The 21,978-nt window shown below is 65.7% G+C and carries 15 protein-coding genes and 2 tRNA genes; 1 reads left to right on the forward strand and 16 read right to left on the reverse strand.

Features of this window, described 5'->3' with window-relative positions; all coding sequences use genetic code 11:
- Positions 1-190: 190 nt before the first annotated feature.
- The 9 genes from XH96_RS20660 to XH96_RS20700 form a co-directional block, all read right to left on the reverse strand.
- Positions 191-1,576 (reverse strand): TolC family outer membrane protein, encoded by a 1,386-nt coding sequence (locus XH96_RS20660; RefSeq protein ID WP_194387430.1) that lies wholly within the window; start codon positions 1,574-1,576, stop codon positions 191-193.
- A gap of 203 nt (positions 1,577-1,779) precedes the next feature.
- Positions 1,780-2,448 carry a protein-L-isoaspartate O-methyltransferase gene (locus tag XH96_RS20665; RefSeq protein ID WP_194387431.1) on the reverse strand — a complete coding sequence of 223 codons (669 nt, stop codon included), beginning with the start codon at positions 2,446-2,448 and terminating at the stop codon, positions 1,780-1,782.
- Positions 2,449-2,587: 139 nt separating this feature from the next.
- The gene (locus XH96_RS20670) at positions 2,588-2,767 is read right to left on the reverse strand and encodes a hypothetical protein (protein ID WP_028176399.1); all 180 of its coding nucleotides are present in this window, start codon (positions 2,765-2,767) and stop codon (positions 2,588-2,590) included.
- Positions 2,768-2,977: 210 nt separating this feature from the next.
- Positions 2,978-3,052: transfer RNA gene (locus tag XH96_RS20675), tRNA-Asn, on the reverse strand.
- A 391-nt stretch (positions 3,053-3,443) separates the two neighbouring features.
- Entirely contained in the window at positions 3,444-3,827 is a 384-nt protein-coding gene (locus tag XH96_RS20680) for a RidA family protein (RefSeq protein WP_194387432.1), read from the reverse strand.
- A gap of 13 nt (positions 3,828-3,840) precedes the next feature.
- Complete coding sequence (locus tag XH96_RS20685; protein ID WP_194387433.1) at positions 3,841-6,171, reverse strand: acetamidase/formamidase family protein; 2,331 nt, start codon at positions 6,169-6,171, stop codon at positions 3,841-3,843.
- A gap of 267 nt (positions 6,172-6,438) precedes the next feature.
- Complete coding sequence (locus XH96_RS20690) at positions 6,439-7,680, reverse strand: acetamidase/formamidase family protein (RefSeq protein ID WP_194387434.1); 1,242 nt, start codon at positions 7,678-7,680, stop codon at positions 6,439-6,441.
- A gap of 43 nt (positions 7,681-7,723) precedes the next feature.
- The gene (locus XH96_RS20695; RefSeq protein WP_194387435.1) at positions 7,724-9,346 is read right to left on the reverse strand and encodes an amino acid ABC transporter permease/ATP-binding protein; all 1,623 of its coding nucleotides are present in this window, start codon (positions 9,344-9,346) and stop codon (positions 7,724-7,726) included.
- Positions 9,346-10,266, reverse strand: coding sequence for an ABC transporter substrate-binding protein (locus tag XH96_RS20700; RefSeq protein WP_194387436.1), 921 nt, complete (start codon positions 10,264-10,266; stop codon positions 9,346-9,348). The genes XH96_RS20695 and XH96_RS20700 overlap by 1 nt, the downstream gene beginning before the upstream one ends.
- Positions 10,267-11,112: 846 nt before the next feature.
- On the opposite strand from XH96_RS20700, the gene XH96_RS20705 reads away from it, so the two are divergent.
- Positions 11,113-11,319, forward strand: coding sequence for a hypothetical protein (locus XH96_RS20705; RefSeq protein WP_194387437.1), 207 nt, complete (start codon positions 11,113-11,115; stop codon positions 11,317-11,319).
- 78 nt (positions 11,320-11,397) lie between these two features.
- On the opposite strand, the gene XH96_RS20710 is transcribed toward XH96_RS20705, so the two are convergent.
- The 7 genes from XH96_RS20710 to XH96_RS20740 form a co-directional block, all read right to left on the reverse strand.
- On the reverse strand, positions 11,398-11,544 hold the full coding sequence (locus XH96_RS20710; protein WP_194387438.1) for a hypothetical protein: 147 nt from the start codon (positions 11,542-11,544) through the stop codon (positions 11,398-11,400).
- Between the two features lie 176 nt (positions 11,545-11,720).
- Positions 11,721-11,794 (reverse strand) — tRNA-Cys (locus tag XH96_RS20715).
- A gap of 94 nt (positions 11,795-11,888) precedes the next feature.
- Positions 11,889-12,623, reverse strand: a complete 735-nt coding sequence (locus tag XH96_RS20720) for a tRNA-uridine aminocarboxypropyltransferase (protein ID WP_194387439.1) — start codon at positions 12,621-12,623, stop codon at positions 11,889-11,891.
- 36 nt (positions 12,624-12,659) lie between these two features.
- Positions 12,660-15,764, reverse strand: a complete 3,105-nt coding sequence (locus XH96_RS20725; protein WP_194387440.1) for an efflux RND transporter permease subunit — start codon at positions 15,762-15,764, stop codon at positions 12,660-12,662.
- A complete protein-coding gene (locus XH96_RS20730) occupies positions 15,764-18,913 on the reverse strand; it encodes an efflux RND transporter permease subunit (RefSeq protein WP_194387441.1) in 3,150 nt (1,049 codons plus the stop codon). Before XH96_RS20730 ends, XH96_RS20725 begins: the two co-directional genes overlap by 1 nt.
- 37 nt (positions 18,914-18,950) lie before the next feature.
- Positions 18,951-20,354 carry an efflux RND transporter periplasmic adaptor subunit gene (locus tag XH96_RS20735; RefSeq protein WP_194387442.1) on the reverse strand — a complete coding sequence of 468 codons (1,404 nt, stop codon included), beginning with the start codon at positions 20,352-20,354 and terminating at the stop codon, positions 18,951-18,953.
- Positions 20,344-21,795, reverse strand: a complete 1,452-nt coding sequence (locus tag XH96_RS20740; RefSeq protein WP_246789693.1) for an efflux transporter outer membrane subunit — start codon at positions 21,793-21,795, stop codon at positions 20,344-20,346. The genes XH96_RS20735 and XH96_RS20740 overlap by 11 nt, the downstream gene beginning before the upstream one ends.
- Between the last annotated feature and the right edge of the window lie 183 nt (positions 21,796-21,978).

Here is a 21,978-nt window from a genome sequence, read left to right on the forward strand (position 1 = left end):
GTCCCCAGATCACGGCTCAATGTGCAGCGGTGCGCCCTGCCCCCCGCACTCAAGCGTTACGCACACGACATCAACGCGGGCGAATCGACCCGCATCATCTTGGCAAGGCTATGTCAGGGATTTTGGCGATTGCAAGCAAAGCACCGGTCGACCTCGGCTATTCGCGAGGTCGACCGGATGATTTCGGGAATCAGCGCCCGTCGGGCGTACGCACGCCGGCCCAGCTGTCGCGTACCTGATGATAGTGAACGCTGGGGTCGTAGGTTGTGGTCCGCAGACCAAGCACCTGCGGCGACAAACGGCCGATGGTACTGAGGACCCTGTAGGAATTCACAACGCGATCATGCTGCGCGTTCACGAGATTGATGCGGGCGTTGACCAGCGCCTGCTGCGCATTGAGAACGTCGAGCGTGGTGCGCTGCCCGGCCTTTGCTTCCTCGCGCACACCGTTCAGCGCGATCTCGGATGCTGTCACCTGGGCTTGTGCGGACGTCACCTGCGCTTTGGATGCCTGGAGCAGGCCCCAGGCAGATGCGGTGTCGGCGCGAGCCTGGTCACGAGTCTGATCGAGCGTGAGACGCTGCTGGGCCAGCGACTCCTTGGATTGTCGGATCAGGGAATATTCGGAGCCGCCCGCGTAGAGCTGCCACGAAGCTTGCGCGACTGCGGAGGCGCTGAACGCCCTGTTTTGAATCAAGGACTGTTCGTTTGCCTGCTGGGCGGTCGCCTGCAAAGTGACCGTCGGCAGCAGCGCGCCTTCATTGATCTTCACGCTCATATAAGCGACGTCGATGCCGAACATCGCTGCTGTGACGGTCGGGTTCTCAGTAAGCGCAAGATCGATCGCTCTTGCCAGCGACGGCGGCAGCAAACGATCCACCGGCGAGCCGGGCGCAAGGTTGACAGGGTCGTTGCCGATCACACGGCGATAGGTCGCGCGCGTCGCCGTCAGCGTGGCCTCGGACTGCTGCTCCAGCGTTCGCCCTGCAGCCAACTGCGCTTCCGATTGCGCCACGTCAGTGCGAGTGACTTCGCCGACGTTGAAGCGGTCGCGGGTCTGCTTCAACGTCTGCTCGAGCACCCGGACGTTGCTCTTGTTGACCTCGACCGTCGCCGAATCGCGCAGATAATCCATGTACGTCTGCGCCGCCAAGAACAGGACACTCTGCTCGAGATTGCGCAGCCCCTCGCGCGCGCCGGAGACCTGATGCTCTGCGCCCCGAACCCGGTTGGCGGTTTGGTTGCCGTTGTACAGAGACTGCTGAATGGTAAGGGCGGAGCTGCGGGGGACGGTGGTCCCGTTGATTGGTGCGGTGCCCGGCGCGCTCAATATGTCCTGATATTGATAGCCGGCGCTCGCGGTCAGCGAAACTCTCGGGCGATATCCGGACAGTGCCTGAGGCACGTTTTCGTCGGTCACACGCACCTGGGCGCGCTGCGCGTTGAGTTGCGGATTGTCCTGATAGGCGCGCACCAGCGCGCCTTCCATGGTCTCCGCCAAGGCAGGCGTCGGCCCGGCAAGCGCCAGCAGCAGGACCGAAACCGCAGCTCCGGTGAAGAGCTTCACCCCATGCATCCCTTAAATTCCGTTCATCTAACGCCCACCCCGTGCCCACGAGGTGGGTTTACCGTCTACGAGGAGTCGTCGCCCCGCTGCAACATAGGACGGGGGCGAGCGCGACGGAACTACCTGAGGGTGGTTCTCAGCGGAAACTCTTCACGTGCAGCATCCCTGCCACACTTCTGATTCGGAACGGGATTTTGGCGGGCTTTGGCCCGTCAGAACACGAAGGCGGCGGCCCGTTCCAGCCCGGGAAGGACCGGGGCCGCGGCATCGAACAGGGCCCGATGGCCGAATTCACCGTGGGTACGGGTCACGATCATGGCCCGCGGCGGCCTGGATTCGGCCGACACCCCCACCAGACGCCCCCCCTCCTTCAGCTGCCCGAGCAGGGCTTCCGGCATCACCTCGGCCGCTCCGTTGAGGACGATGACGTCATAGGGAGCGGCAGAAGGCTCTCCTTCAGGGCATGCCGCCACCGCCACCCGGCAGGTGACATTGGCAAGCCCCAGGGCGGTGAAGGCGTCCTTGGCTTTCGTGGCCAAGGCCGAATCGCACTCGGTCGCGACGACCTGCCGCGCAAGCTTGGCGGTCAGCGCGGCGAGGTACCCCGTGGCGCAGCCGACGACCAGCACGCTGTCGCCCTCGCCGATTTCGGCGGCCTGAAGCAGCTTGCCGGTGAGCGCCGGCTTGATCAGGAACCGCTTGGCGCCGCCTTCGCTCACGTCGAGGTCGAGATCGAGATAGGCCAGCGCCTGCCGGGCGGCAGGCACGAAGGCCTCGCGCGGAACCGTGAGCATGGCATCGAGAACACGACGATCGGTGACGTCATTGGTGCGCACCTGGCCATCGACCATGTTCTGGCGCGCGGTCGAGAAACCGGACATTTGCAGACCCTGCAATGCGGACAATGCCGCGGAAGAAATTCGCGGCATCTTTGGAGCATGCTCGGTCAAAACGCAACATGGCCGTTGGCCCCGGGAGACCAAGGCTTCCGCAACTGCCCAATCGGAGGGTCGACCAGTCCTACTCGATCGCCACCGCGAGGCGGCCGATCAGAGCGGCGACCTCGTCCAGCCGTGCCGAATCCGGCGTCTCGACCGCGCGCGCCAGACGGGCGATGCATTCGTCGTCGCTGAGTTCGGGAACGTCGGCCGGCAGAATCGAGGGGGCCATGAGAGAACGGTCAGCCTGGATGTCTGGCATCGAATGAGCTCCGTAAATGTCCGGCGGGTCGATGCTCGATTCGAATTGAGTCGATTTGGCGCCGTCCACATGGCGCCACCGCGCCCGCGCGCACATCTGTTCAACCGTGATTCCACGCTGGATTACGGAGGCCGTGCTTCAAAGTCAGACGAAGAAGATCGCGCGCCGCATGAGGATGCGGGCATAAGCTACTGAGTTGTCAGTAGAATTTGGCTCCCCGGGCTGGATTCGAACCAGCGACCATCCGATTAACAGTCGGATGCTCTACCGCTGAGCTACCGAGGAAAAGGCGAACCGTTCGTTCGCGCGCGGCTGCGTATAACAAAGCCGCTTGCGCTTGCAAAGGACGAATTCGTCATCATCCGCAACGCGCCTTGAGGAAGGTCTGGAACGGTTCCTCCTTCAGGGACTTTCCGAGGATGGGTTCTGGATTGCTTGCGCAACGCTCGCAACGACGAAGCTCGAAGCAATGCCTTCTCTCCAGCGACGCAAATCTTCGGTTGCAGACACACGTGCGCTGCCTCGCGGCTTGTCTCGCCCGAGCTTTGCTGCATCTTGACACCCCTCGTCAGTCAGAGGGCGCAGGGAAGACCGGCTGCCGGCCGGGCACCCACGCTCCACTGTGCGAAGGTTGCGCTACTTGTAGTCCTGTTGGCGCCATCGAGGCTGCGGACGATCACGGCCGCCGGCACACCAGATCGATCTCGATCAGCGCGTCGTAGGCAAGCCCGGTCACGCCGACGCAGGTGCGGGCCGGCAGGCGGTCCGGTGCGAAGAACGTTCGGTAGGTCTCGTTCATGGCCGCATAGTCCTCCTTGAAGCGGGTCAGATACACGCGCGTCATCACGACGTGCTCGAGGCCGAGATCGAGGCCGGCAAGGACCACCTTCAAATTCTCCATCACCGCGCGGGTCTGCGCGACGATGCCCTCGGGCAGCACGCCCGGCGTCCGCGGCGTATCGGGCATCTGACCGGTCACGAAGACGAAGCCATCGGTTTCGACCGCATGGCTGAAAGGCGCGACCGGCTTCGGTCCGCCGCTGATCATGTGGAATTTCACTTGAGTGTCCTTGTTAAGATGCGTCCTGAAACAGGCGCTTGCTGAGGATGGCGTGCACGCCCCAATTGCCGTCGACCACCTGCGTCACGCCGAAATCGACGGCGGCCGACATCAGCGCGATCGCCTCGTCCTCGCTGAGGCCTTTGACGTTCATCAGGAAGCGCCTCATCTTGCGGAACGCGTCCTTCATGGCGAGGTCGAGCGAGGACTTGGCGTAGACCTCGCTCTGCCCCTGGGCGCCGAATTCCGCGAGATAGTTCGGGTGGCTGAAGCCTGTCAGCACCCAATCGGTCTCGGTCTCGATCAGGGGGTAAGAGAGATCGGCGAAGGGCTGGCCGGCGAGATCGGCCTTCTTGTGCAGGATCACCTCGAAGGTACCGGTCATCGAGCACTCGATTGCGGTGCCGCTGAGCTCGCCGTCGCCCTGCGCGGCATGGGGATCGCCGACCGACAGCAGTGCACCGGGAACCGAGACCGGAAGATACACGGCTGCCCCCTTCCCCAGCCGCCAATTGTCGAGATTGCCGCCGAAATAGGATGGCGGCACGGAATCGACGAAATCGACCTCGCGCGGCGCCACGGCGATCACGCCGAAATGCGGACGCAGGGGGATCTTGATGCCGTCGAGTACGCCATGGCGGCGCTTGTTCGTGACGGGTGCGACGGGAACGCCGGGGTAGTCGTAGGTGGTGTGCACGACGCCAAACGGATCGGTCTGCGGCTCCCAGCGGTAGGAATAGAGTGCACGGGCGTGCGGCACCTCGGCGTCGTCGAAAATCTCGTAGATGGTAACCGCTTCGCGCGGCTTCGGACCGCCGAGAAACTCGTTGTAGTGATAGCCCCACCACGCTGCGACCGAGGAGCCGAACACGCGGCCCGCATGGTTCGGATTGCGGCTCGTCCGCGGCACGATGTCGAGGATGCGCACCTCCAGCACATCACCTGGCTGGGCGTCCTTCACAGCGACGGGTCCGGTGCAGATGTGCACGCCAAAGCCCTCGCCGGCACCGCGGCCGAACACGCTGGCATCCATGGGCCCTGCGCCGCGGCGGTCGACGTTCTTCCTGTCCCGTGTCCAGCCGAACACGCTTTCGGCGGCGGCATCGCCGGCGATCATCAACTCGGGATCGTCGGAGGCGTGCTGCGTCAGCGTCTCGATGGTGATGGTGTCGCCCGAGGCAATCTCGATCTGCGGCGGCAGCGAGCGGCTGAAATAACCCCAATGGACGCGGCTGGCCTCGACCGGGAGATGGTGATGACGGCGTTCGGCGGTCGTGCGCGCCTCGGCGCCGGCGCAGGCGACGCTGCTGCGCGTCTCCACGCTCTGATGGACGCGAAGCTGCGCCAGTGCCTCCTGCGGCCAGCCGCGCTGGCCGGCGACGCCGTGCTGTGCCGTCGCGCGCTCGGCCTCCTGCTGGCGAAACTCGCGCGGCGGCAGGCCGAAGCGATGCCGGAAGGCGCGGCTGAAATGCGCGGAGTCGCCAAAACCGTAGGCGTAGGCGATCTCCGAGATCGAGCGATGCGCCTCGGTTGGGTTGGATAGATCGGCCCAGGCGCGCTGGAGGCGGCGCTCGCGAACGTAGTGGGTGAAATTGTCCCCGACCGTCTCGAACAGCTTTTGCAGGTAACGTTCGGAAATTCCCTCGGCCTGCGCGACGCGCGCCGGCACCAGATCGGGATCGTCGAGGCGACGCTCGATGGTCTGGCAGATCCGGTGCAGCAGCGCGGCCTGCGTCGCGCTCGATCCAGCATCGGAGGCCGAGGACGCCAGCTGATGCACCAGCGTCAGCAACAGATCGACGAAGGACTGCGCGACCGAATTCCATTCGGGATCGCTCAGGGTGTCGAGCGTCCGTGCAGTGGCATCGAGCAGACGGGAGAAGACGTCGGCAAAGCCGCTCGGCGGAACGACGCGGGGCCCGCCGAGCCGCGGCTTGCCCGACAGGCGACCGTGCAGCGCCTCCGATGTCACCGACAGCACGATGGCGCGCATGTCGCGCTGGAACACGATGCTCCAGTCGCCGCTGCGCGGCAGCAGCACGAGATGACCGACGGGAACGATACGATGACTGCCGGCGCTCTTCAGCACCATGCCGTCCTCGACCGGCATCAGTGCGACGGGAAGGTCCTCGCTTGCTCGTGAGAGCGGAACGACGCTCTGCGCACCCGCAGCCATGCGCGTCAGCGCGACACCGGCGGCGTGCCGGTGCGATGCGGTCGCGTGTCCGTCCAATACGCTGTGGCCACCCGCCGGCTGCAGGCCGACCGCGGCCAGCACGTCCCGCCAGGCTTCTGGGCGGTCGTCTTGCGCGTAGGACTCGCTCGTGAACGGGCGGAAGCTCATCGGATCGACCCAGATTGCAGTCGATCGAAGCAACCTCCGTGCCAGACGCACGCGATCGTCCGTCGCGGCAATGGGCCGCAAATAAGTTTCATTGGTCAAGCGTGCACCCGGGAATTGGACCGTTCTTCAAAGTGTGGAGGATGGCCCCTTGGTCATTCCGGGGCGCGCGCGAGCGCGAACCCGGAATCCATTGCGCAAAGGAGACGGTGGTGAAATGGATTCCAGGTTCGACGCGTTTCGTCGCCACGAATGACGAAGCAGGGAAATTCAGTCGCACCGGAAGATGTTCTTGCGGATCGTGCCGTGGACGCCCCAATTGGCATCGACCACCTGGGTGACGCCAAAATCTGCGCCGACCGACATCAGCGAGATCGCCTCGTCCTCGCTGAGGCGATGCACGGTCATCAGAAACCGGCGCAGCTTCCTGAACGCATCGCGCATCGCACGGTCGAGACTGCTGTGATTGGCAATCTCGGTTTGTGCATCGGCGCCGAGCGTGGCGAGATAGTTCGGATAGGTGAAACCGTAGAACGACCAGGCGTGGTCGGTCTCCAGCATCGGGTGGTCGAGGCCTTCGAGGCTGGTGCCGGCAAGGTCGGCCTTCTTGTGCAGGATGAACTCGAAATCGCCGGTCAGCGAGGTCTCGATCGCGGTGCCGCCGAGCTCGCTGTCGCCCTGCGCGGCATGGGGATCGCCGACCGAGAAATAGGCGCCGGGGACGGCAACCGGATAGAACATCCGCGCGCCTTTTCCGATACGCCAGTCGTCGATGTTGCCGCCGGTGTAGCTCGGCGGGATCGAGCTGACGAAATCGGCTTCCGATGGCGCGAGGCCCATCGTGCCGAAATGCAGTCGCGCCGGCACCTTCAGGCTGGAGAGGATGTTCTCGCGCTTCCTGATGGTGGCGTGATCGACGCGCACCCCGGGATAGTCGATGGTCGGGTGCACGATGCCGTCGGGGTCGGTCTGCGGCGTCCAGACGTAATTGTAGACCGCCTTCGCATAGGGTTCGCCGGAGGTGTCGAGCTCGAAGATGGTGACGACCTCGCGCGGCTTCGGCTCCTCGATCAGGTCGTGATAGTGAAAGCCCCAATTGGCTGCGACATTGGAGCCGAAGCAGCGGCCGGCATGGCAGGCGCTGCAGCTCGGCCGTGGCCGGACGTCGAGGATTCGCACTTCCAGGATGTCACCGGGCTCGGCGCCTTCGATTGCGACTGGTCCGGTGAGCAAATGCACGCCGATCCCCTCGCCTGCGCCGCGAATGAACGGGCCCTCCGTCGGGCCGGAGCCGCGGCGCGCGACAGCCTTGTGCTCGCGCGTCCACTGGAACACGCTCTCGGCGCCGGGATCGCCCTGGATCATGCGCTCGTAATCGTCATTGGCATGATGGGTCAGTGTCTCGATGGTGGCACGATCCCCGGAGCGCAGCGTCAGGGCCGGCGCGACTGTCTTGGAGAAATAGCCCCAGTGGACGGTTTTCGGCGAAACCGGCAGCGTCACATGCTTCATGAGGTGGCCTCTTCGGGAGTCTTGAACCTTGCGGATGCGCCGCTCATCGCACCGCCTCCGGAGTCTTGTCGGCTTCCATCACGCTGAGGAATCGCGCCGTCAGCGGATTGCGGGGATTGGAGAGCACCTCGTGCGCCGGCCCCTCCTCGATGATCGCGCCGCCACTCAGGAAGGCGACGCGGTCGGCGACCTCGTCGGCGAAACGGATCTGGTGCGTCGAGATGATCATGGTGAGGCCGTCGTCGATGGCGAGGCGGCGGATCACCTCAAGCACCTCGTTGACCAGCTCCGGATCGAGCGCCGAGGTCGGCTCGTCCAGCAGCAGCACGCTCGGGTTCGGCGCCAGCGCGCGGGCGATGGCGACGCGCTGCTGCTGGCCGCCGGACAGATGCCGCGGCAGGGCGTGGGCGCGATGCGAGAGCCCGACGCGGTCGAGCAGCTCGGCCGCGCGGCGGTCGGCGTCGATGCGGGTCATACCGTGAACCCAGCGCAGGGGACCGGCGATGTTCTCCTTCGCCGACAGATGCGCGAACAGATTGAACTGCTGGAACACCATGCCGACGCCGACGCTGGCGCGCTCATTGGCGATCGACCGCGGCGACAACGGCTTGCCATTCTCGCTGAAGCCGAGACGCCGGCCGCCGACGCGTACGGTGCCGGCGTCCCAGTTCTCGAGGTGGTTGATGCAGCGAAGCAGCGTGCTCTTGCCGGAGCCGCTGGGGCCGAGCAGCGCGACCACTTCGCCGACCCGCACCGTGAGGTCGAGACCGCCGAGCACCCTCTGCTGGCCATAGCTCTTGGTGAGGTCCTTCACTTCGACCGCGATATTGTTGCGCGCAATCGTCGCGGCGCGGCGGGCGCGCTCCTCGCGCGTCAGGGCCAGCGGTGGGGTGGCCGCGAGCTCTGCTGGCGCGGGCGCGGGATCGGCGACCGTCGCATCGGCGAGTTCGACCTTGGAGACCAGATCGACGCGGCGCCAGGGCAGATAATCGGCGAGCTTGCGCTCGCGGCGCGTGGTGCGGTCGAGATCGAGCCACCATTCGACGAAGAGCTGGATCGCGCTGATGGTCGCGGTCAGCACGAGATAGAGCAGACCCGAGGCGAAGAAGATCGAGAAGAAGTCGAAGGTCGAGGACGCCAGCTGCGTCGAGCGCAAGGTCAGCTCCTGCACCGCGACGACGGAGGCGAGCGAGGAATTCTTCAACGCACTCACCGCCTCGTTGCCGAAGGCCGGGATCATGGTGCGGATGGCCTGCGGCGCGATGATCCTGCGCATCAGCACTGACGGCGTCATGCCGAGGGCTTGCCCCGCCGTCAGCTGCCCGCGGTCGACACCGAGCACGCCGGCGCGCAGCATCTCCGCGATGAACGGCGCCTCGTTGCAGGCGAGCGCGAGGCCGGCGGCCAGCACCGCCGGCAGCTTGATGCCGATATGCGGCAGCGCGTCGTAGGCGAACACCATCTGGAGGATCAGCGGCGTGCCGCGGAAGATCACGGTATAGGCCCTGGCGATCGCCGCCAGGGGCCAGAAGCGGGAGAGCTGCATGCCGGCGAGGATCAATCCGAGGATCAATCCGCCGCCGAGCCCGAGGGCAGTCACCTCGAGGGTGACCTCGATGCCCGCGAGCAGATACGGCATGCTCAGGTAGTGAAGGAACAGCGACATCAGTCGGCCGTGAGAATTTCCGGCTCCATGAAGTTGTTCACATCGAGCCCATGCTTCTTCAGAAGCTCCATGTGTGTGCCGGCCTTCTGCACCTCGATCAGCGCGGCGAGCACGGCGTCGCGGAATTTCGGCTTGTTCTTGGGCACGGCGATGCCGACGGAATACGGGATCGTCACCGCGATCGCCTTCTCCAGCTTGTCCGGATAGGCTTTTACGGCGCTGTCGACGGTGTTGACGTCGTTGATGTAGGTGTCGGCGCGGCCGGCCAGGATCGCCTGAATGCAGTTGGCGTTGTTGTCGTAGAGCTGGATGGTCGGTTCGGGCTTGCCGGCCTTCTTGCACTCCGGGATCAACGCCTGGATCAGGGGCACCTCGACGTAGCCGGTGTTTTCGGCAGCAGCGGCGCCGCACAGCGACATGTTGATGCCGTTGATACCCTTCGGATTGCCCTTGGCGACCAGCACGCCGTCGAACACCTTCGAGTAGGTGATGAAGTCGGCGGCCTTGGCGCGCTCCTTGGTGGCGTAGATGTCGGAGATCACGATGTCGGCCTGTCCGGCGGCGAGCGTGGTGAGGAGCGCCGCGAACGTCACCGCCTTGTAGGTCAGCTTGAAGCCGAGACATTCGCCGATGGCTTCGCCGAGATCGATGTCGAAGCCGATATACTTGCTGGGATCCTTGGGATCGATGGTCTCATAGCCCGGCGTGTGCGGGTTGATGGCGTTGACGAGCGTCTTGCCCTTCCAGTCCGGATACTTTTCCTGAAGTGCGGCGCAGGCGGCGGGCGCTGCGGCCTGCGCGCTCAGCGGCGCGGCGGCGACGAGTCCGAAAGCGATGGCGGCGCCGAGCATAAGCTTGCGCCGTGGCAATGATGCGCGCGCAAATCCCCGCCGCGCCTGGGGCCCAACCAATTTCTCCATCTCGCCAGTTCCTCCGAATGTCATGGCGCCTGCCGTGATCCAGTGATCGGGCGGAAGCGTGCGGGAGTGCGCCGCGAAAAGCTTGTCCGCGGGCGTACAAAAAATTGGATGGAGTGCGCCCGGCGTTTGGGCAGACGGCTGCACAAAAACTGTTCGCAGGCCACGAAACGGTGCGGGGGCGGGATTTTCGAATTCGGGAGAACCAAATGATCCCGGCCGACGCAGCGAACTATCCGGTCAGACAATCATTTGGTGAGGTAATTTAACAGAGATGTGACATTTACCGATGGAGATATGGCGCCGGACAGAAGCATCTACGGTCGGCATCCGCAGCAAATCCACCGGCCCTCCACAGCCTGTCCGCAGCATATCCACAGGCTCACTGGGCCGGATTCGCGAGCCCGTACGAGGTGCTTGCTGCGCACAAACCCACAGGCCGCACGACTCAGCCGCCAGCCTGGTCGAACGCCGCGCGACGACAGGCTTCGCTGAGGCTGGACCGGTTGCGGCGCAAGCGGGCCGTGATGGCGCGGTCGTTGGGGATCTCGCCGGCGCGGAGGCGGTAAACGTCAGGGGTGCAGGCCCGTCGCTGCTCTGTCCTGCCTTGCCCGCCCGGCCTGCGGCGGGCGACTTTGGTGCGAAGAGCCAGGAGAAATAAGCCAGTGGGAATGTGATCTCTTTCACACCAACGAGGCCGTGGCGGCACGTAGGACTCGCGCGGGCCTTTTTCAGGAATCGCTAACCAATCGGGTCCCGATCGCCGGATCGTTAAAATGCGAGCGATCGGGTCAATCCGAAAACAAGCCGGCTTTGCGACATTGCCTCATCCGCGTTCCGGAGGGTGTGATGAGCGAAGCCGAATTCAACCTGCTGCTGGATGCCGTCCGGGACGTCATGGTCCTTGAAGATCAGGCTCCCGCGCCGGAGGAGGAATTCGTGCCCCGCTCGTGGAGTTTCGACGCGACGCCCAGGACGACTCCAAAGGCCGCCAATGACAACGAGGGCGCCTGGCCCCTCCTGCCCTTTCCCGACGGCTGGTATGCGGCCTGCTGAGGGCGCTTTCGCCTGACCGGATCCGGCCCCATCGCGGGCGCTTTGGCATTATCGAGCCCGGACCGGGCGCGACCACGATCAGCTCTTGACGCGTTCCTCGCCATCCTGCGGCGCCCGATCGGGTGCAGCCGGCGGAAAGATGCTGTCATAGATCGCGCGCGCCTCGGCAATGAGGCGGTTCCGCTCCAGCTCGGATTTCGGAATAAATCGGACGATTTCGCCCACGTGCTCTCCAGCTCCAGGGTTTTGGATGCGTCTCTTCGCAGATGCGAACTCTATGCCACAGGGCCTGAATCGCACCCCCGGGCAAACCCGGTGGCCAAGGCGCGCCAAGCCTCATCCGCGCGTTCGGCGGAACTCGCGGTGATGACAGTTTGCGTTGGGAAATCAGAAGGTTGCGATGGAGGCCACGACCAGAATTGAACTGGTGTACACGGTTTTGCAGACCGTTGCGTAACCACTCCGCCACGTGGCCCCGTAAGGGCGGAGCAATATAGGGGATGAAGCGTTTAGGCAACCGCCTTCGTCCGACTGTGGGAACGATGGCGCTCTTCCGATGTGGATCGAAGTCAGGCGCGTTTGCGACGCCGGAAGTCGCGTCGGCGGCCCTTCGGGGCCGGTTTGGGCGCCAATTCCGGCATCTCGGCCTGGACCTCGCGGTACCGGGTCAACAGCCGCTCAAAACTCGCATGCAGCGTGTCGGCGATGTCAGGACGCCGCTCGAGTCCGGCGAGAATCGTCGCCGCGGCCTCGATGGTCGAGAGCCCGTCGCTGCGCGGCTCGCGGCGCAGACGCCCGTAACGCGAGGGGTGCGCCGGATTGAGGATCACGCGCTGGCACTTGAGCATCCACGGATTGCGCCACCACAGCGCCTTGGCCTGGCTCCAGGTGCCGTCGAGCAGCACCACGCCCTCCAGCTTGCCAAGGATCGCGCGCTGGTTCTCGGCGACCTCACCCTTGCGGTTGAGCGCGACGATCTCGCCTTCGGCCTCGAGATCGACCGCCCGGGCCGAGCCGAGATAGAGCACGGCCCAGTGCGAGGCGTTCTCGACCGGCCGTCCCAGTGCCTTGGACAGGCTCGGCCAGGACAGGCCGACCCGCACCGTGGCATCGGCGAAATGCCTGGCAAGCAGCCGCGCGGTGCCGAGCGCCCTGTCCTGCTCCTGCGGATGCTGGAGGATCAGGAGCGACAGCCGGTTCTCGATCGGCGTAACACTGTCGCAGATGCACAGCGGCATCGGCTTCTGGCAGTGCGGGCATTCGGGAATGGGATCGGCAGCGGCCGTATCTGCTAGGTTCGACATGGGCGCGCTATACGCTTCGCGCGGAGCTTCAACAACCTATTCCGCCGGTGCCGCCAGCGGACGCGGCTCGGAACGGCGCCGCAGGCGGTCGATCAGGAGATAGATCACGGGCGTGGTGTAGAGCGTCAGGATCTGCGAGACGAACAGGCCGCCGATGATGGTGATGCCGAGCGGGCGGCGCAGCTCCGTGCCGGGGCCGGTCGCCACCACGAGCGGAATGCCGGCGAACAGCGCCGCCATGGTCGTCATCAGGATCGGGCGGAAGCGCGCCTGGCAGGCCTCGAAGATCGCCTCCGCCGAGGACAGGCCGCGCCGGCGTTCGGCGTCGAGCGCGAAATCCACCATCATGATGCCGTTCTTCTTGACGATGCCGATGAGCAGGATGATGCCGACGAAGGCGATCACCGTCAGCGGCGTGTTGGTGATCTGCAGGGCGAGCAGTGCGCCGAGTCCGGCCGAGGGCAGTGTCGAGATGATCGTGAGCGGATGGGCAAGGCTCTCGTAGAGCACCCCCAGCACGATATACATCGCGACCAGCGCGCCGAGGATCAGCAGCGGCTGGCGGCCGCTGGTCCTGGCGAAGTCCCCGGCATTGCCGTCGAAGCTGCCGCGAATGCCCTCGGGCATGTGCAGTTCCTCGACCGCGCGCTGGATGTTCTGCGTCGCGGCCTGCAACGGCACGTCCGGCAGCAGGTTGAACGACACCGTGGTCGAAGGGAACGACTGCGAGTGGTAGACCGCCAGCGCGGCGAGCCCGCGCGTCGCATGCACCACGGCCGAGAGCGGCACCTGGGCGTCGGCCGCGCCGGCGACATAGATGCGGTCGAGGTTGGAGGGATCGACCTGGAATTTCGGGTCGATCTCCAGCACGATCATGTATTGGTTGCGCTGGGTATAAATGATCGAGATCTGCCGCTGCGCGAACGCATTGTTGAGCGCGTTGTCGATGTCCTGAACCTTGACGCCGAGCGCCGAGGCTTTCTGGCGGTCGATGGAAAGCGTGAGCTGAAGCCCGCCAGGATCGCGATCGCTGGAGATGTCGGTGATGCCCTCCACGCTCTCCATGCGCTTGGCCACGATCGGCGCCCATTTCTGCAGCAGGCCGAGATCGGTGCTGGTCAGCGTGTACTGGTAATCGGAATCGCTCTGTCGCCCGCCGGCACGGACGTCCTGGGCGGCGAACATGAATAGCCGGATGCCGGGCACGGGGTATAGCGCGCGCCTGAGGCGGTCGATCACGACCTGCGTCGAGACGTGGTCGCGCTCCTCCGGCGGCTTCAGGCTGATGAACATGGTGCCGCGGTTCGAGGTCGCCCCGCCCGGTCCCCCGCCGCTGCCGACGGTCGAGCCGATGCCGGCGACAGCCGGATCCTTCATCACGATGTCGGCCAGCCGCTGCTGCAGGCCGAGCATCGACTGGAACGAGATGTCGGCCGAGGCGCGCGTCGCGCCGATGATGAAACCGGAATCGTCCGTCGGGAAATAGCCCTTGGGGACCTTGATGTAGAGAGTCACCGTGAGCGCGATGGTGGCGAAGAACACCAGCAGCGTCAGCAGCGGAAATTCCAGCACGGTACGCAAGGTGCGGGCGTAGAAGGCGACGAGGCGCGACAGCGAGCCTTCGACGACGCGGTCGAACAGGGTCGCGGTGCCTGACGTGGTCTGCCGGATGTAATGGGCGCAGATCATCGGCGTGACCGTGAGCGACACCAGCGTCGAGACCAGGATGGCGAAGGTCAGCGTCAGCGAGAACTCGCGCAGCAGCCGGCCGACGATGCCGTCCATGAAGATCAGCGGCGTGAACGCCGCGATCAGCGACAGGCTGATCGAGACCACCGTGAAGCCGATCTGCTTCGCGCCCTCTTGCGCCGCCCGGAACGGCCGCATGCCATGCTCGAGGTTGCGGTACATGTTCTCGATCATGACGATGGCGTCGTCGACCACGAAGCCGACGGAAATCGCCAGCGCCATCAGCGACAGATTGTCGATCGAGAAGCCCGCGACCCACATGCCGGCGCAGGTGCCGGCCAGCGCCAGCGGCACCGAGATGCCGGCCGCGATCGTCGGGGTCAGCCGTCGCAGGAACACGAACACCACGGCCATCACCAGGAACGCGGTCGCCAGCAGGGTCCACTGCATGTCCAGCACGCTGGCGCGGATCGTGCCGGTGCGGTCGACCAAAGTGGAGACCTCGACGCCGGCCGGTATCCACTGCTTCAGCGCGGGGATCAGCGCCTTCACCCTGTCGACGGTGTCGATGACGTTGGCATCACCCTGCTTGGTGATCTGGATCAGCACCGCCGGCTGCTTGTTGAACCAGGCGATCGAGCGGGCGTTGCGGACGGAATCCTCGATGTCGGCGACGTCCGAGAGCCGCACGAAATTGCCGTTGGAGCTCTTGATGATGATGTCGCGGAACTCTTTCGCGGTACGCATCTGCCGATTGAGCGCCAGCGTCTCGCTCTGACGCTCGCCTTCGAAAATGCCGACGGGACCGAGCGGGTTGGCGTTGATGATCGCGGTCCGGACGTCGTCGGTGGCGATCCCAGCGTTCGACAGCGCCACGGGGTTGAGCTGTACCCGCACGGCCGGCTGGTCGGCACCGGACACGGTGACGTCGCCGACGCCCGGCACCTGCGAGATGCGCTGCGCCAGCACGGTATCGGCGACGTCGTAGATCGCGCTTGCCGACAGCGTCTTCGAGGTCAGCGCCAGCACGAAAACCGGCGCGCCGGCCGTGTTCGCCTTGCGGAAGCGCGGCAGCGTCGGCAGGTCGCTCGGCAGGTCGACCATCGCGGCGTTGATCGCCGCCTGCACGTCGCGTGCGGCCTTGTCGATATTGCGGCCGATGTCGAACTGGAGCTGGATGCTGGTCGTGCCGAGGGTCGAGGTCGAGGTGATCTGGTTGATGCCGGCGATCTCGCCCAACCGCCGCTCCAGTGGCGATGCCACCGTGGCCGCCATCACGGAAGGATCGGCGCCGGGCCGGCTGGCCGAGACGAAGATGGCAGGAAAGTCGACGTTCGGGACCGAGGCGACGGGCAGGAAATGGTAGGCGACGACACCCAGCAGGAACAACCCGATCGACAGCAGCGTGGTCGCGACCGGCCGGCGGATGAAGGGCTCCGAGATCGATGCCATCACTGCATCCCCTCGGTCGCGCCGGCGACCGGCGGTCCGCCGGATTCGGCGGGCGGCAGCGCCTGCTCGAGGCGGCGGTTGATGCGGTCGAGCGCGAGATAGATCACGGGAGTGGTGTAGAGCGTCAGGAGCTGGCTGAGCAGCAGGCCGCCGATGATGGAGATGCCGAGCGGGAAGCGCAGCTCGGCGCCGGTGCCGCTCTCGATCGCGAGCGGCAGCGCGCCGAACAGCGCTGCCAGCGTCGTCATCATGATGGGACGAAAGCGCAGAAGACACGCCTGCACGATCGCCTCGTTCGGCGACATGCCCTGCCCGCGCTCGGCCTCCAGCGCGAAGTCGATCATCATGATCGCGTTCTTCTTGACGATGCCCATCAGGAGGATGATGCCGATCAGGCCGATCACCGAGAGATCCTGACCGCACAGCATCAGCGCCAGGATCGCGCCGACGCCGGCCGAGGGCAGCGTCGAGAGGATCGTGATCGGATGGATGTAGCTCTCATAGAGCACGCCAAGCACGATGTAGATGGTGATCACGGCGGCAAGCAGCAGCCAGGGCTGTCCGGCGAGCGCCTTGGCGAATTCGGCGGCATCGCCGGCATAGACGCCGACGATGCTGTTGGGCATGCCGATGCGGGTCTCGATCGTCTTCACCGCCTCGACGGCATCGCCGAGCGCCGCGCCCGGCGCGAGGTTGAAGCTGAGCGACACAGACGGGAACTGCGCCTGGTGCGAGATCGCGAGCGGCGCCGTTGTCCGCTTCAGCGTCGCCACCGCCGACAGCGGCACCTGCGCGTTCGGCGCGCCGACGGTGGTGCTGGCGGCGCCCGGCAGGTAGAGCTTCGACAGGATCGAGGGATCGCGCTGGTACATCGGCAGCGCCTCCAGCACCACGCGGTACTGGTTGGCCTGCCCGTAAATGGTCGATATCTGTCGCTGGGCGAAGGCGTCGTTGAGCGTGTCGGTGATGGCCTGAAGGCTGACGCCGAGCTGGCCGGCGCGGGTGCGGTCGACATCGAGCTGGGCCCGCAAGCCCCCTTCCTGCGCCTCGGAGGATACGTCCCGGAACAAGGGATCACGCCGCATCTCCGCGACCAGCTTGCGTGCCCATTCCGAGACCAGCGACGCATCGGTGCCGGTCAGCGTGTACTGGTATTGCGAGCGGCTCGACTGGGTCGAGATCTGCACGTCCTGCACCGGCTGGAAATAGACGGTCATGCCGGGGATGCCCGATACCCGCTCCTTCAGCCGGGCCACGACGCCCGTGATGTCGTCACGCCGCTCGCCGCGCGGCTTCAGGCTCATGACGAGCCGGCCGACATTGGTGGTCGGGTTGACCGAGCCCGCGCCGATCACCGAGACCACGCCGACCACGTCGGGGTCGGCCCTGATGGCGTCGGCCGCCTCGGCCTGCCGTCTCTTCATCTCGGCAATCGACACGTCGGGCCCGGCCTCCGTCACCGCCGTGATCGAGGCGGTGTCCTGCAGCGGCAGGAACCCCTTTGGCGCGACAACGTAGAGGACCAGGGTCGCAATCAGCGTGGCGAAGGTTACGACCAGCGTGGCGCGCTGGCGTTCCAGGACCCACAAAAGCGATCTGTGATAGCCATCGACCGTGCGGTCGATGAAGCGGCTGATCGCGGCCAGTCCCGGCACGGCCAGTTCCTCGTGCGCATGCTTGAGTAGGCGCGAGCACATCATCGGCGTCAGCGTCAACGAGACCACGGCCGAGGTCACGACCGCGATGGTCAGCGTCAACGCAAATTCCCGGAACATGCGCCCGACGAGACCCGACATGAACAGCAGCGGAATGAAGACCGCGATCAGCGACACCGTCAGCGAGATCACGGTGAAGCCGATCTCGCTCGCGCCCTTCAGCGAAGCCTCCATCGCACTGTCGCCGTTCTCCATGTGGCGGACGATGTTCTCGATCATGACGATGGCGTCGTCGACGACGAAGCCGGTTCCGATCGTGAGCGCCATCAGCGAGAGATTGTCGAGGCTGAAGCCGGCAAAATACATGATGCCGAAGCTCGTGATCAGCGACAGCGGCAGGGCGACGCCGGCAATCAGCGTGGCGCGCAGCGAGCGCAGGAACAGCAGCACGACCAGCGTCACCAGCACGACGGCAAGGATCAACGTAAACTGCACGTCGCGCACCGAGGCGCGGATGGTCACGGTGCGGTCGGAGACGATGGTGAGGTTGACGCCGGCAGGGATCGCGCGCTGGACCTTTGGAATCTCGGCGCGGATCTGGCTGACGACGTCGATGACGTTGGCGCCGGGCTGACGCTGGATGTCGATGATGACGGCTGGCGTGCCCTGGTACCAACCGCCGGTGCGGTCGTTCTCGAGGCCGTCGACGATCTGGGCGACGTCACCGATGGTGACGGGCGAGCCGTTGCGATAGGCGATGATGACCGGCCTGTAGGCGTCGGCGGCGGCGATCTGGTCGTTGGCCGCGATGATGTAGGATTGCTGCGCGCCGTCGAGCGAGCCTTTCGGCCCCGAGACATTGGCATTGGCGATCGCAGTGCGCAGATCTTCCATGGCGATGCCGTAGGCCGCGAGGCGCGCGAGATCAGCCTGGATGCGCACTGCCGGCTTCAGCCCGCCGAGCACCGAGACCCGTCCGACGCCCGAGATCTGGCTCAAACGTTGCGCCAGAATGGTGTCGGCGATGTCGCTCATCACGCGCAACGAGATCGTGTCGGAGCGCAGCGCCAGCGTCATCACCGGCGCATCCGCCGGGTTCACCTTGGCGTAGGTTGGCGGATAAGGCAGCGTCTTGGGCAGCACGCCGGCCGCGGCATTGATGGCGGCCTGCACGTCCTGGGTCGCGCCGTCGATATCGCGGTTGAGGTCGAACTGGAGCGAGATCTGGCTGACGCCGAACGAGCTGGTCGAGTTCATCGCCGACAGCGACGGGATCTGGCCGAGCTGCCGCTCCAGCGGCGCGGTGATCAGCGAGGCGATCACGTCGGGGCTGGCGCCCGGAAGCTGCGTCGTCACCTGCACGGTTGGGAAATCGACCTGCGGCAGCGCCGAGACCGGCAGCGCGAAATAGCCCAGCAGCCCGCCGATCAGGAGCGCGATGCCGAGCAGCGAGGTCGCGATCGGCCGTCGGATGAAGGGTTCGGAGACACCCATGGGAGCTGCCTGCCGCTTCAAGCGGCTGTTGTCGGGATCATGGCTGCTTCGCTCCACTTCCCGATGCTCCCGGCCCCGGTGCCGGCCCGGTCTGTCCCTTCTGGTCGCCTTCGCTGCTCTTCCGCTTGGCGCGGAACTCGCCGTCCTTGCCTTGCGAATCGTTCTGGCCGTCCTTCGCGCCTTCTTTGGCACCCTCCTTCTTCTGGGCGTCCGGCCCCCGCGAGCGCTTGCGCGGCGCGAGATCGGCCGACGGGGTCTGGTCGTCGCGGCCCACGATCACCTTGGAGCCATCGGACAGATTGGCAAAGCCCGTGGTGACGACCTTGTCGGTCGGCGAGAGGCCGCTGGCGATGACGGCGTCGTGCTCGTTCTGCTGGGTCACCGTCACGGGCTTGGCCGAGACGATGTTGTCCTCGCCGATGACGTAGCTGAAGGTCCCGATCGGACCGCGCTGCACCGCAGAGGTCGGCACCACCAGCGCCTGCGTCAGGGTCTCGACCTTGAGGCGGACATTGACGAACTGGCCAGGCCAAAGCTGGTAATGGGCGTTCGGAAATTCCGCCTTGAGCTTGAGCGTGCCGGTGGTCTGGTCGACCTGGTTGTCGATGCCGGTGAGCTTGCCGGTGTCGATCACGGTGATGCCGTCATTTCCGAACACGTCGACGGCGAGCGTGCCCTTTGCGGCGGCCGCGTTGACGCGCATGATCTGCTGCTGCGGGAGGCTGAACCACACCGCGATCGGCTGCAATTGCGTGATCACCACGAGACCCGTGGTGTCGGCGGCGTGGACGATGTTGCCCTGATCGACCTGGCGCAGGCCGGCCCGGCCCGAGATCGGCGCCACGATCTTGGTGTAGCTCAGCGTCGCGGCCGCGTTGTCGATCGCGGCCTGGTCGGCTTTCACCAGCGCCTCGGTCTGCGCCACCAGCGCGCGCTGGGTATCGGCCTGCTGCTTGGAGCCGGCATTGGAGGCGGCGAGCTGCTCGTAGCGGGCGAGATCGATGCGCTGATTGGCGAGCTGGGCCTCGTCCTGCGCCTTCTTGGCCACCGCCTGGTCGTATTGCGCCTGATAGATCGCCGGATCGATCTCGCCGAGCACGTCGCCCTTCTTGACGTCCTGGCCCTCCGTGAAGTTGACGGCGATCAGCTTGCCGTCGACCTGCGAGCGCACGGTCACGGTGTTGAGCGCGCGAATCGCCCCAACGCCGTCGAGATAAACTGGCACGTCCTGGATGCGCGGGCTCGCCGCCAGCACGGGCACCGGCAGATCTGGGCGCTGGTTGCGTTCGTTGGCCTGTTGCTGATGCGTGACGATCCAGCCGAGATAACCAAGGCCACCCAGGATCGCGAGCGTGATCAGGGTCATGACGAAGCCACGGCCGCGCGATTTTTTCGCCGTCCCCTCTTCCGCGCCTTGCTTCGTATCCGGCTTAAAGAGCATTGACCGGTTTCTCCATTCGCGGCTCCCAACCACCGCCGAGCGCCTGGTACAGGCTGACGATGGCGAGAAGCCGTGCGAGTTGCGCCTGCGACAGCACGTCTTCCGCCTGGAACAGGGTCAGCTGGGTGTTGAGCACGGTCACGATGTCGGCGGTGCCGGCGCGCAATTGCTGCTCCGACAGATCGAAGGCGCGGCGCGAGGCGGCCACGACGTCGCGCTGCAATTGCAGCCGGATCGTGGTCTGCTTGATCGAGAACAGCGCATTGTCGACGTCGGCAAAGGCCTGGACGATGGTCTTGCGGTAGGTCTGGAGCAGCTCGTCCTGGCGCGCCTTGGCAAATTCGAAATTGCCGAGGATCCGGCCGCCGTCGAAGATCGGCTGCGTGGCGCTGCCGACGAGCTGGAAGAAGGCCGCGTGCGGCTGGAACAGCGAGACCAGCGCCGAGCTCTGGTAACCGCCATTGCCGGTGAGCTGGATGGTCGGAAAGAACTGCGCGCGGGCATTGCCGATGTTCGCGGTGGCGGAGGCGAGCTGCGCCTCCTGCCGGCGGATATCCGGTCGCTGCGTCAGCAGCTCCGACGGCAGGCCGGGCGTCACGCGTGGGATCGCGATCCGGTCCAGCGAGCCGCCGAGCACGCGCACGCTCTCCGGCGGGCGCGAGACCAGCACGGCGAGCGCGTTGACGTTCTGGTCCAGCGTCTGGCGCAGCGGCGGCACCAGGGCCTTCTGGTTCGCCAGCACGCTTTCCTGCTGGGCGACGTCGAGATCGGTGCCGGTGCCGGCCCTGCGGCGCTCCCTGACCGCATCGAGGATGCGCTGCGCGCTCGCGATGTTGCGCTGTGAGGTCCTGATGCGGTCCTGCGAGGCCAGCACCTGGAAATAGGCGTTGGCGACCGCTGCGAGCGTGGTCAGCGCGACCGTGTCGCGATCGAAACGATTCGCGTTCGCGGTCTCCTCCGCCGTCTGCAGCGCGTCGCGGTTCTGGCCCCAGAAGTCGAGCTGATAGCTCGCGCTGAGCGAGGCCGAATAATTGACGACCTCGCGCCCGCCGATGGACAGACCGGAGGCGCTCGAACCCGAGGTGCGCGAATAGGTTTCCGACCCGGCTGTCGACAGGCTCGGCAGCAGCGCCGCGCCCGCCTGCCGCGCCTGCGCGTCGGCCTGGACGATGCGCGAGACGGCAGCGGCGATGTCGAGGTTGACGGTCTGCGCCTCCACCATCAGCTGCGTCAGCTCCGCTGAGCGGAAGCCGCGCCACCAATCCAGTGACGGCGGCACATCCCCTTTGCCGGCATATTTGTATTGCGCGGGAACATCGAGCGCGGGGTCGGGCAGATCCTGCGTCAGCACGCAGGCGCCTGAACCGGTGGAGAGGCTCAGCACCGCAAGCCAGCGCGCCGCACGACCCGTCCAGGACGCGGAGCGCAATGATCGCCACATGGCGATCGCCGGAACATGTTGTGTCACATCCACCCCCCGCCGGGCAGATCGAGCCGCCACCCCGCCGCGGGATTAGCCGATTCGCGGCAGGACAGTGGGGGGGCTTTCGGCAACTCGTTCACAGGCGATGCTTTCTGCGGAACCTCGAGCTTCATACTAGCCGGGCACGGAACAGGGGGACAG

The organism is Bradyrhizobium sp. CCBAU 51765 (genome assembly GCF_015291725.1).
Lineage (GTDB): Bacteria > Pseudomonadota > Alphaproteobacteria > Rhizobiales > Xanthobacteraceae > Bradyrhizobium > Bradyrhizobium liaoningense.